At 67.5% G+C, this 15,119-nt stretch carries 13 protein-coding genes; 7 read left to right on the forward strand and 6 right to left on the reverse strand.

Features of this window, described 5'->3' with window-relative positions; all coding sequences use genetic code 11:
• Nucleotides 1-707: 707 nt before the first annotated feature.
• The 6 genes from recG to AC3WTC_RS13320 form a co-directional block, all read right to left on the reverse strand.
• Nucleotides 708-2,819, reverse strand: coding sequence for an ATP-dependent DNA helicase RecG (gene recG / locus AC3WTC_RS13295; protein ID WP_059064985.1), 2,112 nt, complete (start codon nucleotides 2,817-2,819; stop codon nucleotides 708-710).
• Between the two features lie 7 nt (nucleotides 2,820-2,826).
• Entirely contained in the window at nucleotides 2,827-3,213 is a 387-nt protein-coding gene (locus tag AC3WTC_RS13300) for a RidA family protein (RefSeq protein WP_025874214.1), read from the reverse strand.
• 196 nt (nucleotides 3,214-3,409) lie between these two features.
• Complete coding sequence (locus tag AC3WTC_RS13305) at nucleotides 3,410-5,572, reverse strand: RelA/SpoT family protein (RefSeq protein ID WP_025874213.1); 2,163 nt, start codon at nucleotides 5,570-5,572, stop codon at nucleotides 3,410-3,412.
• A 106-nt stretch (nucleotides 5,573-5,678) separates the two neighbouring features.
• On the reverse strand, nucleotides 5,679-5,978 hold the full coding sequence (gene rpoZ, locus AC3WTC_RS13310) for a DNA-directed RNA polymerase subunit omega (RefSeq protein ID WP_005410877.1): 300 nt from the start codon (nucleotides 5,976-5,978) through the stop codon (nucleotides 5,679-5,681).
• Nucleotides 5,979-6,088: 110 nt separating this feature from the next.
• The gene (gene gmk / locus AC3WTC_RS13315; protein ID WP_033831917.1) at nucleotides 6,089-6,751 is read right to left on the reverse strand and encodes a guanylate kinase; all 663 of its coding nucleotides are present in this window, start codon (nucleotides 6,749-6,751) and stop codon (nucleotides 6,089-6,091) included.
• The gene (locus AC3WTC_RS13320) at nucleotides 6,748-7,608 is read right to left on the reverse strand and encodes a YicC/YloC family endoribonuclease (RefSeq protein ID WP_032976986.1); all 861 of its coding nucleotides are present in this window, start codon (nucleotides 7,606-7,608) and stop codon (nucleotides 6,748-6,750) included. Before AC3WTC_RS13320 ends, gmk begins: the two co-directional genes overlap by 4 nt.
• A gap of 123 nt (nucleotides 7,609-7,731) precedes the next feature.
• On the opposite strand from AC3WTC_RS13320, the gene rph reads away from it, so the two are divergent.
• From rph to pepQ, 7 genes are all read left to right on the forward strand, one after another.
• A complete protein-coding gene (gene rph / locus AC3WTC_RS13325) occupies nucleotides 7,732-8,457 on the forward strand; it encodes a ribonuclease PH (RefSeq protein WP_025874210.1) in 726 nt (241 codons plus the stop codon).
• The gene (locus tag AC3WTC_RS13330) at nucleotides 8,454-8,840 is read left to right on the forward strand and encodes a VOC family protein (protein ID WP_025874209.1); all 387 of its coding nucleotides are present in this window, start codon (nucleotides 8,454-8,456) and stop codon (nucleotides 8,838-8,840) included. The genes rph and AC3WTC_RS13330 overlap by 4 nt, the downstream gene beginning before the upstream one ends.
• On the forward strand, nucleotides 8,840-9,436 hold the full coding sequence (gene rdgB / locus AC3WTC_RS13335; protein WP_080150629.1) for an RdgB/HAM1 family non-canonical purine NTP pyrophosphatase: 597 nt from the start codon (nucleotides 8,840-8,842) through the stop codon (nucleotides 9,434-9,436). The genes AC3WTC_RS13330 and rdgB overlap by 1 nt, the downstream gene beginning before the upstream one ends.
• A 58-nt stretch (nucleotides 9,437-9,494) precedes the next feature.
• Complete coding sequence (hemW, locus tag AC3WTC_RS13340; RefSeq protein WP_256993982.1) at nucleotides 9,495-10,721, forward strand: radical SAM family heme chaperone HemW; 1,227 nt, start codon at nucleotides 9,495-9,497, stop codon at nucleotides 10,719-10,721.
• A gap of 119 nt (nucleotides 10,722-10,840) precedes the next feature.
• Nucleotides 10,841-13,117 carry a DUF1631 family protein gene (locus AC3WTC_RS13345; protein WP_492711634.1) on the forward strand — a complete coding sequence of 759 codons (2,277 nt, stop codon included), beginning with the start codon at nucleotides 10,841-10,843 and terminating at the stop codon, nucleotides 13,115-13,117.
• A complete protein-coding gene (locus AC3WTC_RS13350) occupies nucleotides 13,114-13,488 on the forward strand; it encodes a PilZ domain-containing protein (RefSeq protein ID WP_025874204.1) in 375 nt (124 codons plus the stop codon). Before AC3WTC_RS13345 ends, AC3WTC_RS13350 begins: the two co-directional genes overlap by 4 nt.
• A gap of 75 nt (nucleotides 13,489-13,563) precedes the next feature.
• Complete coding sequence (pepQ, locus tag AC3WTC_RS13355) at nucleotides 13,564-14,895, forward strand: Xaa-Pro dipeptidase (RefSeq protein WP_492711635.1); 1,332 nt, start codon at nucleotides 13,564-13,566, stop codon at nucleotides 14,893-14,895.
• The last annotated feature ends 224 nt before the right edge of the window (nucleotides 14,896-15,119 follow it).

A 15,119-nucleotide genomic window follows, 5' to 3' on the forward strand; every position in this document is an offset into this window, starting at 1 on the left:
GTCGCCGCATCCATGCGGCTCACGCCCCCGCAACCGGACCCACCCCGCCTTCGACAGATTTCCGCGATCTGTCGGAATGGCATGGCCTGCTTTTGATGGGTGCCGACCCTGCTGCTGTTGGTGGGTGTCGACCTTGGTCGACACGGTAGATCCACGCCATGCGTGGATGGACGTCGGCGGGATCGGGAAAGATGACGTAATCGGCGTGCCGCGCGGGGCCGCGCTGCAATTGCAGCGTTTTCGATCTTTCCAACTTTTCTCATCGAGGCGCACGGTCCTTCATGGAAAACATGGGATGCCATCGACAACGGATGGCGCGGGCTTCCAATCCCGTTTGACTGCCTTGTTGTTTACGCTTGCCTGCCGGCGTTGCGCGCGTGTTACTGCGTGGCGTCCGGCAGGCAATCCGTCCGCGCGTTCTATGGCGGGCGGTGCGTGGGGGCTTCGCGCCCGCCGGCGTTCTTGAGGCCGTCACCGGTATTGGAACCACTCACCGTCCGCCACCCTCGCCTTCGCGTGGGTGGCCTCCTGCCTTGCGCACAAGGACTGCCGACATGACCGCATCCCGTTACCCCTTCGGGTTGCTGCTGGCATGCCGGGGTTTGGCCGAATACATGGGCACGCAGTTGCCGGCAGCGTAGGAAATACAGGGGACGGATCCGTTGGTCGCAGGGCAAGGGCTCTGACCCCGGCCGGCTGCCCGATCCTTACGCCGAGGCGTAGCGCACGGCCGTACCGATCCAGCGCTGCACCACGCGATCTGCAAGCGCCGGTTGCTGCGCCAGCAGGCGTTCGGCCAGCGCATGCACGCCCGGCAGCAGGCCGGCATCGCGGGCCAGATCGGCAATGCGGAAACCGGCCAGGCCGGTCTGCCGGGTGCCCAGCAGTTCGCCGGGCCCGCGCAGCTCCAGATCCTTCTCGGCAATGACGAAACCGTCGTTGGTTTCGCGCATGGTCTGCAGGCGTTCGCGTGCCATCTGCGAAAGCGGTGCCTGGTACAGCAGCACGCAGCGCGACACCGCCGAACCACGGCCGACGCGGCCACGCAGCTGGTGCAGCTGGGCCAGGCCCAGGCGCTCGGCGTTCTCGATCACCATCAGCGAGGCGTTGGGCACGTCCACGCCGACTTCAATCACGGTCGTGGCCACCAGCAGGTCGATGTCGCCGGCCTTGAACGCGACCATCGTCGCCAGCTTCTCGGCCGCTTTCAGCCGGCCATGCACCAGCCCCACGCGCACGCCCGGCAGCAGCGCCTGCAGCGATTCGTAGGTGGCCTGTGCCGGGGTGGCATCCAGTTCTTCGCTTTCTTCGATGAGCGTGCACACCCAGTACACCTGCCGCCCTTCGCGGCAGGCCAGGGCGATGCGTTCGATCAGCTCGGGGCGGCGATCGTTGTTCAGTGCCACGGTCTGCACCGGCGTGCGGCCCGGCGGCAGTTCGTCGATGGCCGATACATCCAGGTCGGCGTATTCGGACATCGCCAGCGTGCGCGGAATCGGCGTGGCGGTCATCACCAGCTGGTGCGGCACGTTGTTGCCGCCCTTGCCTTTGTCGCGCAGCGCCAGGCGCTGGTGAACGCCGAAGCGGTGCTGCTCATCGACGATGGCCAGCGCCAGATCGTGGAATACCACCGCCTCCTGCATCAGTGCGTGGGTACCCACCACCACCTGCGCTTCGCCGTTGGCAACCTGTTCCATCACCTTTGCGCGCGCCTTGCCGGTGACCTTGCCGGCCAGCCAGGCGATGCGCACGCCCAGCGGCTCCAGCCAGCCGCGCAGGTTGTTGAGATGCTGTTCGGCCAGCAGTTCGGTGGGGGCGGCCAGTGCGACCTGCTTGCCCTGCTCCACCGCCAGCATCGCTGCCAATGCCGCCACCACGGTCTTGCCCGAGCCGACATCGCCCTGCACCAGCCGCAGCATCGGGCTGGGGCGCGCAAGGTCTTCGCGGATCTGCTTGAACACGCGTGCCTGCGCGCCGGTCAAGGCGAACGGCAACTGCTTCAACAACGCCTTGGCCAGCTTGCCGGGACCGGCCAGCGGCGGCGCGTGATGCGCCTGCAACGCAATGCGCTGGCGACGCAGGCTGAGGTGGTGCGCCAGCAGTTCTTCCATTGCCAGCCGGCGCTGCGCTGGATGGGTACCGGCGGCAAGTGCGGCCAGGTCTGCATCCGGCGGTGGTTGATGCACGGTCAGCAGCGCACTGCGCAGCGATGGCAGGCCGAGGCCCTCGAGCCAGCCGGTCGGCAGCAGTTCCAGCGTGCTTTCTTCCGGCAGGCGATCAAGCGCCTGGCCGATCAGCTTGCGCATCGTCATCGGGCCGACGCCTTCGACGGTGGGATACACCGGGTCGAGGCGGTCGCCGAGATCGGGGTCATCGTTGCGGCCCAGTACCTGGTAACTGGGATGGACAATCTCCAACCCGAGGTGCCCCGGTTTGGGCGTACCAAAGCAGCGCAGACGGTTGCCGACCGCGAACTGGCCGACCTGCTGCTGGCGGAAATGGAAGAAGCGCAGCACCAGGGTGCCCTGCCCTTCATCCTCCACCGCCACTTTCAGCATCGGCCGGTAGCGCATGCCGCGCTCGACGGCCACCACCCGCACTTCCACCTGCGCCGGAATGCCGTTGCGCAGGTCTTCGATGCGGGTCAGCCGGGTGCGGTCTTCATAGCGCAGCGGCAGGTGCAGCCAGAGATCCTGCAGGGTGGCCAGGCCACGCGCCTGCAGCTTGGCGGCCACGGCCGGGCCGACGCCGGCGAGCATCGCAAGCGATGCTTCACCGGACGGTGCCAGTGCCGGGGTGACCGCCGCCTTGCGTGCCACGTGGCGGTCAGTCGATGACCATCACCGCGTCGACCTCGAAGTTGGCGCCCTTCGGCAGGCCGGAGACTTCGATGGTGGAACGGGCCGGGAACGGGGCCTGGAAGTAGTCCTGCATCACCGCGTTGACCTTGGCGAATTCGGCCAGGTCGGTCAGGTACAGGCCCAGGCGCACGACCTTGTCCAGCGAACCGCCGGCGGCTTCGGCCACGGCCTTGAGGTTGTCGAAGGCACGACGGGCCTGCGCTTCGACGTCACCGACGCCGACGATGTCGCCGGTGGCCGGGTCGAGCGGAATCTGGCCGGAGAAATACACGGTGTTGCCGGCGCGCACGGCCTGCGAGTACGGGCCGATGGCGGCCGGGGCCTTTTCGGTGTTGATGATCTGGCGGGACATGGGTCGCTCCGGTGCGTTGGGGGAAAACAGAGCGGTGATTGTACCGGGTGGGGGCAATGTCGGCTGGGGTCGGATCCTCTTCCCGTTGGGAAACAGCGCGGATCCGGTAGCGCGGGCCATGCCCGGCGGCATTTGATTCATGCCGCGCTGCGCGCTCGCCGGGCATGGCCCGGCGCTACCAGGGTACGCGCAGGATCTACTGCCGGCGAACGGCCTGCACGACCGACAGGCGGCGCAGGCGACGCATCACTTCGGCCAGATGGTTGCGGTCGCGCACCTGGATGTTGAACGCCAGCACTGCGGCGTTGAAATCGCGGTCCAGGTAATCCACGCGCTCGATGTTGGAGTGGCTCTGCGCGATCGCCGCGGCCAGCTGTGCGAGTACGCCGGTGCCGTTCTCCACTTCCACCACCAGCGAGGTGTCGTAGTCGCCGGATACGGTGGTATCCCAGCCGATCAGCACCCAACGCTCGGGCGACTTGCGCAGCTCGGCCAGGTTCGGGCAATCCATGCGGTGCACCACGATGCCCTTGCCGGCGGTGTGGTAGCCCATGATGTCGTCGCCCGGAATGGGCTGGCAGCAGCCGGCGAACGTGACCACGCCACGCTCGCTGCCGTTGATCAGGATCTTTTCCTGCGAGCTGTGGCGCGAATGCGCGCCGCCGCGCAGTTCGGCGTAGGCCATCAGTGCCTGCGCGGCCTGGGTCGGCATCCAGTTGCCCAGCGCGACTTCCGCCAGCAGGGCCTCCAGGCGCGGGAACCGGTGTTCGGCCAGGAAGGCATCCAGGCGGCCCTTGGGCAGGCGCTCCAGCGAGCTGTCCATCGCCTCCAGCGCGCGGTCGAGCATGCGGTGGCCCAACTGCACGGCGTCTTCGTGCTCCAACTGCTTGAGCTGGTGGCGGATGGCGGTGCGCGCCTTGCTGGTCACCACGAATTCGAGCCACTGCGGCTTGGGCGTGGCCGAGCGCGCGGTGATGATCTCCACCGACTGCCCCGACACCAGCTTGGTACGCAGCGGCACCAGTTTCTTGTCCACGCGCGAGGCCACGGCCATGTTGCCGACGTCGGTATGCACGGCGTAGGCGAAGTCGAGCGCGGTGGAATTGCGCGGCAGGGCCAGGATCTTGCCCTTGGGAGTGAACAGGTAGACCTCGTCCGGGAACAGGTCGACCTTGACGTTGTCGAGGAACTCCAGCGACGAACCGGCGGCCCGCTGCGAATCGATCAGTTCGACGATCCAGGCGTGGGCGCGGCTCTGCGCGCTGTTGGGCGAATCACCGCCGAACTTGTAGGTCCAGTGCGCAGCCACGCCGCGCTCGGCGATCAGGTCCATTTCCTCGGTGCGGATCTGCACCTCGATCGGCGAACCATACGGGCCGAACAGCACCGTGTGCAGCGACTGGTAGCCGTTGGCCTTGGGAATGGCGATGAAATCGCGGAAGCGCCCATCCAGCGGCTTGAATGCGGCATGCACCGCGCCCAGCGAGTGGTAGCACTGCGGCACGCCGCGCACCACCAGGCGGAAGCCGAACACATCCATCACCTGGTCGAAGGATTTGTTCTCGTCGCGCATCTTGTTGTAGATGCTCCACGGGGTCTTGATGCGGCTGACCAGGCGGTGCTCGATGCCTTCCTTGGCCAAGCGCTGCGACAGCTGCACTTCCACCTGCGCCAGCGCCTCGCGGCGCACGACCGGCTGGCTGCGGATGTGCTTTTCCAGGATCGCGTGGCGCCACGGGTACAGCGCCTTGAAGCCAAGGTTCTGCAGTTCGCTCTTGACCAGGCTCATGCCCAGCCGCTGCGCGATCGGGGCGTAGATCTCAAGAGTCTCGCGGGCGATGCGGCCACGCGCTTCGCGGCTCTGCGCGCCCAGCGTGCGCATGTTGTGCAGGCGGTCGGCCAGCTTGATCATGATCACGCGCAGGTCGCGCGACATCGCCAGCAGCATCTTGCGGAAGCTCTCGGCGGCCGCTTCCTGGCGGTCGCGGAACTTCAGCTTGTCCAGCTTGGTGACGCCGTCCACCAGTTCGGCCACGGCTTCGCCGAACTCGGCCGACAGGGCCTCGCGGGTCAGCGGGGTGTCTTCGATGGTGTCGTGCAGGATCGCGGCGATCAGCGCTTCCACGTCCAGGCCGAGCTCGGCCAGCACCTGGGCCACGGCCACCGGATGGGTGATGTAGGGCTCGCCCGACTTGCGCGTCTGCCCAGCGTGCGCGGAGGCACCGACTTCCCACGCACGGCGCAGCAGCGGCAGCTGCTCGGGCGGCAGGTAGTGGGCGGCGCGTTCGAGCTGGAGGACGTAATCGGGTACGGCGGCAGCGGGGACTGCGGCGACCTTGGCAGTGGGGCCTGGGTTCATGGCCAAAGCCTATGCCAGCGCGACGTTTACGGCAAACCCTGAATGCGAAACAGCCCGCACGGGGCGGGCTGTTCGGCGTATCCAGCAATGACGTTGATCGATGCGATCAATCGTCGTTCTTGGACATGTCTTCGTCGGCGACCACTTCGGCGGCGGCCCACTCCAGCGCTTCGCGCTCGGCGCGCTCACGCTCGGCCTTCTCGACTTCGTCGATCAGCGCGTTGTCGATCTTGCGGGCAGCGATTTCGCGCAGCGCCAGCACGGTCGGCTTGTCCTCGGTCTCGCTGTTGTCCAGCGTGGCCTGCACGCCATTGGCGAGCTGACGGGCGCGCTTGGAGGCCATCATCACCAGCTCGAAACGGTTGTTAACGACTTCCAGGCAATCTTCTACGGTAATGCGGGCCATACGGGCTCCCGGCGACCGGTCGGCCGCTCAGTCGAATGAGGGAAAGGGGACGGAGTGTACTGGCAGGGGCTGGACAAAATCAAGCCAACCCCCACCGGACCCTTTAGGAATCAATCAGTTGAACTCGCATCCGGGGTCAGCAGGGCCTGGATCAGGCCGGCATGGCGGACCTTCTGGGCGTCCCGGCGCAGGCGGCTGGCGGTGAAGATCGCACACAGTTCATCCACGGCGGTGTCGAACACTTCATTGACGATGACGTAGTCGAACTCGTTGAAGTGCAGCATTTCATCGCGGGCGGCGCCCAGGCGCTGGGCGATGACCGCCTCGCTGTCCTGGCCACGCTTGCGCATGCGGTCCTGCAGGGCCTGCTTGGACGGCGGCAGGATGAACACCGTCACCGTGCCCGGCACCAGCTGGCGCACCTGCTGCGCACCCTGCCAGTCGATTTCCAGCAGCACGTCCTGGCCGGCGTTGAGCTGCGGCTCCACCGACTGCCGGGCGGTGCCCTTCCAGTCACCATGCACCCAGGCGTGTTCGAAGAAATCGCCGGCGGCGATCATTTCCTCGAACTTCTCGGCGCTGACGAAATGGTAGTGCTGGCCGTTCACTTCACCCGGGCGCATGGCGCGCGAGGTGAACGAGATCGACAGGGCAATCTGCGGGTCGCGCGCCAGGGTGGCGTTGACGATGCTGCTCTTGCCGGCGCCGGAGGGCGCGGCAACGATGTACAGCGTGCCGCGTGCGATCGCGGCCGGAGGCGTGGAAATGCTCATTCGATGTTCTGCACCTGCTCGCGGATCTGGTCGATCAGCACCTTCAGCTCGACGGCGGCGTTGGACGTGCGGCTGTCCACCGACTTGGAGCCAAGCGTGTTGGCCTCGCGGTTGAACTCCTGCAGCAGGAAGTCCAGGCGGCGGCCGACCGGTTCACGCTGCTTGAGCACGCGGCGGATCTCGACGATATGGCTGGACAGGCGATCCAGCTCCTCGTCCACGTCCAGCTTCTGCAGCCACATCACCAGTTCCTGCTCGGCGCGGCCCGGATCAACCGGATGCGGCAGGTCGGCCAGGCGAGCGGCGAGCTTGGTGCGCTGGCCGTCGCGAATGGCGGGAATCAGCGTACGGACCTCGGCGGCGATGCGCTCGATGGCATCCACGCGCTCGGCGATGGCGGTGGCCAGCGTATTGCCTTCACGCTCGCGGGCGGCGATGAAGCCCTCCAGCACCTGGTCCAGCAGCGCCAGCGCTTCAATCTGCAGGGCTGCCGCATCGGTGGCCTCACCCTGGGTGACGCCCGGCAGCTGCAGCAGGTCGGTGAAGCTGACCTGCAGGTTGGGGAAATCGGAGGTCAGCCGGTGTGCCAACTGGCCCAGCTGGCCCAGCAGCACCTCGTTGACCTGCAGGCTGGCGGCCGAGTCCGGCGCGCGCAGGCGCATCACCAGATCCAGCTTGCCACGGCTCAGGCGCGCGGAAATGCGTTCGCGCAGCTGCGGTTCCAATGCGCGCAGTTCCTCGGGCAGGCGCGTGCCCACTTCCAGGAAGCGGTGGTTGACCGAGCGCAGCTCGCAGCCCAGCGTTCCCCACGGGGTGGAGCGCTCGCCGCCGGCATAGGCCGTCATGCTTCGAATCATGGATGTATCCGGTGCTTGCAAAGGGGGAATGGTACCCTAGCGGTCTCTTTTGAGCCCCTTTCCCCCGCCCCGTGAAGGCCGCGGGGATGGTGGCGTACTCCCTTTCCCTACGGAACCTGCCCCATGTCCGATTTCCGCCCCAGTGGCCGTCAGCCCGATCAGCTGCGCCCGGTCGTCATCCAGCGCGGTTTCACCCGCCACGCCGAAGGTTCGGTGCTGGTCTGCTTCGGTGAAACCCGCGTGCTGTGCACGGCCAGCATCGAGAACCGGGTGCCGGGCTTCCTGCGTGGCAAGGGCGAAGGCTGGGTGACCGCCGAGTACGGCATGCTGCCGCGCGCCACCCACACCCGCAGCGACCGCGAAGCCGCACGCGGCAAGCAGGGCGGCCGCACGCTGGAGATCCAGCGCCTGATCGGTCGCAGCCTGCGCGCCTGCGTGGACCGCAACGCACTGGGCGAACGCACCATCACCCTGGACTGCGACGTGCTGCAGGCCGACGGCGGCACGCGCACTGCGGCCATCACCGGCGCCTACGTGGCCCTGGTCGATGCGGTGAACGTGCTGATGAAGCGCGGCGACATCAAGCGCAACCCGATCCTCGGCGCGGTGGCGGCGGTGTCGGTCGGCGTCTACCGCGGCACCCCGGTGCTGGACCTGGACTACGCCGAAGACAGCGACTGCGACACCGACATGAACGTGGTGATGAACGACGGTGGCGGCTTCATCGAACTGCAGGGCACCGCCGAAGGCCATGCCTTCCGCCGTGACGAGCTCGATGCCCTGCTGGGCCTGGCCGAGAAGGGCGTGACCGAGCTGCTGGCCGCGCAGCAGGCAGCGCTGTCGGCATGAACCGGCGCATTGCCCTGACCACCCTGGTGGTGGCCGACTATGACGAGGCCATCGCCTGGTACACCGGCAAGCTCGGCTTCCAGCTGCTGGACGACATCGACCAGGGCAGCAAGCGCTGGGTGGTGGTCGGCCCGACCGATGGCAGCGCCGCCGCCCTGCTGCTGGCCCGCGCCAGCGACGACGAGCAGCGCAGTCGTATCGGCAACCAGACCGGTGGCCGTGTCGGCTTCTTCCTCAATACCGATGACTTCCGCCGCGACCACGCGGCGATGCTGGCTGCCGGTGTCCAGTTCCTGGAAGAACCGCGCGAAGAACCCTACGCCACGGTCGCGGTGTTCCGCGACCTGTACGGCAACACCTGGGACCTGTTGGAGCCCCGCTGATGAAGAAGCTTGTCCTGGCCAGCCACAACGCTGGCAAGCTGGTGGAAATGCAGGAAATCCTCGCCGACCTGCCGCTGCAGATCACTTCGGCCGCCGAACTGGGCCTGGGCGATGTGGAAGAGACCGGCCTGACCTTCGTCGAGAACGCGCTGCTGAAAGCCCGCGCGGCCTGCGAAGCGACCGGCCTGCCGGCGCTGGCCGATGATTCGGGTCTGATCGTCGATGCCCTCGGCGGTGCACCGGGCCTGTACAGCGCGCGCTATGCCGGTCACCCGACCAATGCGGCGGCCAACAATGCCAAGCTGCTGGAAGCGATGGCCGACATCGCCGATGGCCAGCGCAGCGCCCGCTTCTACGCCGTGATCGTGCTGCTGCGCCATGCCACCGACCCGCAGCCGCTGATCTGCGAAGGTCGCTGGGAAGGTCAGATCATCCGCGAACTGCGCGGTACCAATGGATTCGGCTACAACCCGGTATTCCTGGACACCACCCACGGCCTGACCGCTGCGGAAATGGAACCGGCGTTGAAGAACGCCATCAGCCATCGCGCCATCGCCCTGCAGCAGCTCAAGCAGCAGCTCGCGGCCTGGCTCTGATACCCCACCCGATCGACACAGGGAAGCCGGCCAGCGGCCGGCACTACCGATGACCACCATGCCGCACGCCCACGACCACGACCACTGCAACCACCTGCCCGGCGAGTCCTGCGACCACGACGCCCCGCCACGTCTGGTGCCACCGCCGCTGGCGCTGTACGTGCATCTGCCGTGGTGTGTGCGCAAGTGCCCTTACTGCGATTTCAACTCGCACCAGGCCAAGGGCGAACTGCCCTTCGATGCCTACATCGATGCGCTGGTGCGCGACCTCGACCAGGACCTGCCGCTGGTCTGGGGCCGGGTGGTCAGCAGCGTGTTCTTCGGGGGTGGCACGCCCAGCCTGTTCCCGCCCGAGGCGATCGACCGCTTCCTGCAGCAGGCCAGTGCCCGCCTGCGCTTTGCGCCGAATGCCGAGATCACTCTGGAAACCAACCCGGGTACCGCCGAGCACGGTCGCTTTGATCGCTACCGCGCGGCCGGGGTCAACCGCCTCAGCTTCGGCATCCAGAGTTTCGATGATGCCGCGCTGAAACGACTGGGCCGCATCCACGACAGTGGCGAGGCCGAGCGCGCGGTGAAGATGGCGCAGGACGCGGGCTACGACAACTTCAACATCGACCTGATGTACGCACTGCCGGAGCAGACCCTGGCCGGTGCCGAGGCCGATCTGGAACGCGCGTTCGCGTTGCAGCCGGCCCACATCTCGCACTACCAGCTGACCCTGGAACCGAACACCGTGTTCTTCGCGCGGCCGCCGCAGGGCATCCCCGATGAAGACCATGCTTGGGACATGCAGGAACACTGCCAGGCGCTGCTGGCGCAGGCCGGCTTCGGCCAGTACGAGGTGAGTGCCTATGCCCGCCCCGGCCGGCAGAGCGCGCACAATCTGAATTACTGGCGTTTTGGTGACTACCTCGGCATTGGTGCCGGCGCACACGGCAAGATCAGTTCCGGTGCCGAGGAACACGTGCTGCGACGCTGGAAGCACAAGCACCCGCAGACGTTCATGGATACCGCAGGCACGGCCGCATCGTTCGGCGGTGACGAAGTGATTGCCGCCGAGCGCCTGCCGTTCGAGTACATGCTCAACCTGCTGCGCCTGCACGAAGGGTTCAGCCTGCGCGACTTCGAATCGCGCACCGGCCTGGCCCGCAGCGTGCTGGACGTACCACTGCGCGAAGCAGTGCAGCGTGGCTGGCTGGTGGTGGCAGACGGGCACGTGCAGCCGACCGAACTGGGCCGGCGCTTCACCAACGATGTGGTCAGCCTGTTCCTGGAAGCATGATCTGCTGCGGCGCCGCCATCGAAGGCGGCCCTGAATGGATCCATCGCTAAAGTAGCGCCTTCACCGGCCGACACGGTAGATTCCAAGATCGATCCGCGGGAATCCGGACCCCCTCGCCGATGTCTGCTGTCTTTTCCCTTTCCAGTGCCGACACTGCCCGCTTGGCCGCAGCCGACCTGCCGCCGCGCGTGCGCGAACTGCTGGGCGCGTTGATCGGCCTGTGCCACCAGGCCCTGACGGCACCGCTGATCCTGACCGTGGAAGCGCTGGAGCAGACCCTGCTGCATGACGCCGACCATGCCCGCAACCCGCAACAGCAGGCCGACCTGCTGGCACAGCGCGGCCAGCTGCATGCGTTCGCCGGCCACTTCAGCGACCGCATGCTCGATGCGCTGGCCGATGCGCTTGCGCGGCTGCGTGAACCGATCACCCCGGTCGTGGCCGCCACCACGCCACCGCCCTTGCCCGGCATGCTGGGGTTGAGCCTGGTGGCCGAGCATGAAGTCGACCGCGACCTGCTGCTGACCGAAATGGTGCGCCGGGAAACCCTGCGTTCGGCCAACGCCTTGAACCTGCTGGGCCAGCGCCTGGGTGTTGTTGCCGGCGCACCAGCCTTTGAAGCTGACACCCTGCCCCTGGCACCGCAGGCCCTGTGCGCGATGGTACGGAAGCTGGCCGAACAGGATGCCCTCAGCGCCGAGGTACAGATGGCGCTGTACCGCAGCTTCGAGCGGCAGGTACTGGAGCGGCTGGGCAATGTGCTCGACCGCGCCAATGCGCTGCTGGCACAGCACGGCATCCTGCCGGGCCTGGTCTACACCCCGTACCTGGCACGTTCTTCGAGCACCCGCCGGATCATCACCCAGTCGGTCGGCAGCGGCCGCAGCGGACGCCCGTCTCCGCGCGTGCCCACGCCGATGACCGGCTGGGGTGGCTCGGCACCGCCCGGCTCGTGGTCGACGTTGATGCAGGACGCCTTCGCCGATGCGGACGCGCCCGGCGCGTCGGCCGGCATGACGGTACCGGCCAGCAGCGTGCTGCACGAGATGCTGCAACAGGCGCGGCAGACCCCGCAGCCAGCGGCCGATCCAGCGGCCCTGCCCAGTGCAGCGGTTGATGCCGTGCTGGCGCGCCTGCAGGGGCAGGCCAGCGCCGCCAGCGCCATGACCGATCTGCAGGCCGCCGTGGTCGCCCAGCTGCGCAGCGAACATGGCGCGCAGGCCAGCCTTGGCAGCCACGACCGCGACAACCTCGATCTGCTGCGCCTGCTGCTGCAGCAGGTGCAGCAGCAGCAACGGCCGGACCCGGTGCCAGCCGCCCTGCTCGCGCGCCTGCAGGTACCGCTGGCGCGCGCAGCGATGGCCGACCCGGGCTTCTTCGTGCGCGACGAACATCCGGCACGCGAACTGCTCAACCATGTCGCTGAAGCCGGCGCCAGCTGGCTCGGCGATGACGATGTCGATCCGCAGCTGCTGCAGCGGCTGGCGCAGAGCGTGCAGGGCCTGCTCGGCCAGGATGCACGCACGCCCGAGGCCTTTGCCGTCGCCAACGACGAGATACAGCAGCACCAGCGCGCCGCCGCGCACCGCGCCGAACTGGCCGAGCGCCGCCACGTGGAAGCCGCACGCGGCAAGGAGCGGCTGGAACTTGCGCGACGCCAGGCCAATGCGCAGATCGACCAGTGCTGCGATACGCAGGAGCCGCCGCGCTTCGTACAGACACTGCTGCGCCAGGCGTGGGCAGATGCATTGACGCTGACCCGCCTGCGCCACGGCGATGATTCGCCGCAATGGCAGGAGCGCCTGCAGCAGACCGAACGCATCGCGGCGATCACTGCCGAGGCCGCAAGCGAAAGCAGCGCGACCGACGCTGCGCTGGCTGCCGAGGTTGAATCGGCCCTGCTGCAGGTGGGCTACCACGCAGAGGAGGCGGCTGCCGTCGCGCGCCGCCTGTCCACGCCAGGTGGCGAAGACGAAAGCACCTCGCGCACCGAGCTCAGTGCACGCCTGAAGGCCCGTGCACGGCTGGGCGAACACACCGGCGCACAGGCCCCGGCAAGCGATGCGGCACCACGCAGCGAGGCCGAGGAGGCCAGTTACCAGCAGCTGTGCGCGCTGCCCTTCGGCAGCTGGTTCGATATCGACGATGGCGAAGGCGCGCTGCGCCGCCAGCGCCTGTCCTGGTACAGCCTGCTGACCGGTCATGTGCTGCTGGTCAACGCGCGTGGGCAGAAGATCGGCGAAACCACCCTGGATGCCCTCGCCCGGCAGATGGCCGCCGGACGCGCGCAACTGGTCACCGAAGACAAGGGCCGTCTGGTCGACCGCGCCTGGCAGGCCAGCCTGAGCGCACTGCGCACGCTGGCCGGACGTCGCCCGCAGGAGCCCAAGGCATGAGTACGCAACCGCCCGTTGATACCCGCCGCGCGCCGCGCCGGCAGGTGTCCGATCTGGTACCGGTGACCGACCAGATGCGCGACAGCGTGGTCGGCCGGCTTGGCAACGTGTCCGAGACCGGCATGCTGATGCTGGCCAGCGCCGCGCTGCGCGACGACGCGCTGTATCAGTTGCGCTTCCCGTTGCCATTGGCCGATGGCCGCAGCGAGTGGATCGACGTCGGCGTACACCTGCTGTGGAGCGAACCGGCGCATGCCCCCGGCCAGAGCTGGGCAGGCTTCCGCTTCCTGACCCTGTCACGCGAGCATCGGCAGCTGCTGCGCAGGTGGATCGGCGAAGACAGCGACGAGGCACCGGTTTCGACGGGCTGAGTGCCGGTTCCGGCACAGCGGATTGCGTCGGTATCCGGCAGAATCTAGGGCCGTTTTCCGTGTCGAGCCACCGCAATGATCCAGCAAGACCCCGGCGCCCTGTATCCCGACCACCTGGCCGTGCTGTGCCGACGCGCCGAGCAGGCGCTGGCACGCGGCGGCTTCGACCACCTGGTGGTGCCCAGCGGCACCCTGCACTACCAGGTCTTCGACGATCGTGACTATCCGTACGCGGTCAACCCGCAGTTCAAGGCCTGGCTGCCGCTGACCCGTGTACCCAACAGCTGGATCGTGTTCACCCCGGGCAAGCGTCCGGCGGTGATCTTCCACCAGCCGTTCGACTACTGGCATGTGGTGCCGGATGCACCGAGCGGCTGGTGGGTCGAGCACTTCGACATCCATATCATCCGCACGCCGGACGAAGCGCTGGCACTGCTGCCGCCCGACCCGGCGCGCTGCGCGATCCTGGGTGAGCCGCAGAGCGCGCTGGGCGCGTATGTGCCCAACAATCCGGCGCCGGTGGTGAACTACCTGGAATGGCACCGCGGCAGCAAGACGCCGTACGAAATCGCCCTGATGCGCCAGGCGCAGGTGCTCGGCGTGCGCGGCCATCGCGCGGCCGAAGCGGCGTTCCGCAACGGCGCCGACGAGTTCAGCATCCACATGGCGTACTGCCAGGCCGTGGGCCAGGACGCCACCGAGCTGCCGTACGGCAACATCGTGGCCTTGAACGAGCATGCGGCGGTGCTGCATTACACCGAACTGGGCCGCAAGGCACCGCAGCCGCTGCGCAGCTTCCTGATCGATGCCGGCGCCAGCGCGCACGGCTATGCCAGCGACATCACCCGCACCTACGCCGCCGCCGGCCATGACGAGTTCGCCGCGATGATCGAAGCGGTCGATGCCGCGCAGCAGACGATGTGCGCGGCCGTGCGCCCGGGCTTCGACTACAAGCAGCTGCACGTGGATGCGCACCTGTCGCTGATGGGCGTGCTGAAGGACTTCGGCGTGATCAAGGTATCGCCGCAGACCGCGCTGGAAACCGGCGTCAGCGCCGCGTTCTTCCCGCATGGCATCGGCCACCTGATCGGCCTGCAGGTGCATGACGTGGCCGGTTTCGCGGCCAGCGATGAAGGCGGCCGCATCGAGCGTCCCGCCGGCCATCCGTACCTGCGCCTGACCCGCGTGCTGGAGCCGGGCATGGTGGTGACGATCGAGCCGGGCCTGTACTTCATCGACATGCTGTTGAACGAAGTGAAGGCCGCCGGTCATGGCGATGCGATCAACTGGGAGCGTGTGGACTTCTTCCGTCCGTACGGCGGCATCCGCATTGAAGACGAAGTGCTTTGCACTGATGGCGAAGCGGACAACCTGACGCGCCCGGTGTTTGCGGTGGCCAACGGCTGAGCCCCTCGTGGTTGGATGCTGAAATCAAAAGCCGCGGTTGGCGGGGTGGGTGGGCCATGCAGGGGACGCTGCAAGTACGTCCCTGTAAGCTCGATGGCGCCATCCATGGCGCCAACGCCCCTGCATGGCCCACCCCGCCCCACCTTTGACAGTTCCTTGCGCGCGGCCAGCCACGGAAAAAAGAAAAAGAAGATCAAAAGCGGGTCGCTTGCTGCGCTCGCTCC

This window comes from Stenotrophomonas sp. FW305-C-20-S1 (assembly GCF_058783335.1).

Bases quoted from the DNA above. Each gene is read 5' to 3' on its own strand.
- AC3WTC_RS13300 (WP_025874214.1), bottom strand. From the start codon at position 3,213: ATGTCCCGCCAGATCATCAACACCGAAAAGGCCCCGGCCGCCATCGGC.
- AC3WTC_RS13305 (WP_025874213.1), bottom strand. From the start codon at position 5,572: ATGAACCCAGGCCCCACTGCCAAGGTCGCCGCAGTCCCCGCTGCCGCC.
- rpoZ (WP_005410877.1), bottom strand. From the start codon at position 5,978: ATGGCCCGCATTACCGTAGAAGATTGCCTGGAAGTCGTTAACAACCGT.
- gmk (WP_033831917.1), bottom strand. From the start codon at position 6,751: ATGAGCATTTCCACGCCTCCGGCCGCGATCGCACGCGGCACGCTGTAC.
- AC3WTC_RS13320 (WP_032976986.1), bottom strand. From the start codon at position 7,608: ATGATTCGAAGCATGACGGCCTATGCCGGCGGCGAGCGCTCCACCCCG.
- rph (WP_025874210.1), top strand. From the start codon at position 7,732: ATGTCCGATTTCCGCCCCAGTGGCCGTCAGCCCGATCAGCTGCGCCCG.
- AC3WTC_RS13330 (WP_025874209.1), top strand. From the start codon at position 8,454: ATGAACCGGCGCATTGCCCTGACCACCCTGGTGGTGGCCGACTATGAC.
- rdgB (WP_080150629.1), top strand. From the start codon at position 8,840: ATGAAGAAGCTTGTCCTGGCCAGCCACAACGCTGGCAAGCTGGTGGAA.
- hemW (WP_256993982.1), top strand. From the start codon at position 9,495: ATGCCGCACGCCCACGACCACGACCACTGCAACCACCTGCCCGGCGAG.
- AC3WTC_RS13345 (WP_492711634.1), top strand. From the start codon at position 10,841: ATGTCTGCTGTCTTTTCCCTTTCCAGTGCCGACACTGCCCGCTTGGCC.
- AC3WTC_RS13350 (WP_025874204.1), top strand. From the start codon at position 13,114: ATGAGTACGCAACCGCCCGTTGATACCCGCCGCGCGCCGCGCCGGCAG.
- pepQ (WP_492711635.1), top strand. From the start codon at position 13,564: ATGATCCAGCAAGACCCCGGCGCCCTGTATCCCGACCACCTGGCCGTG.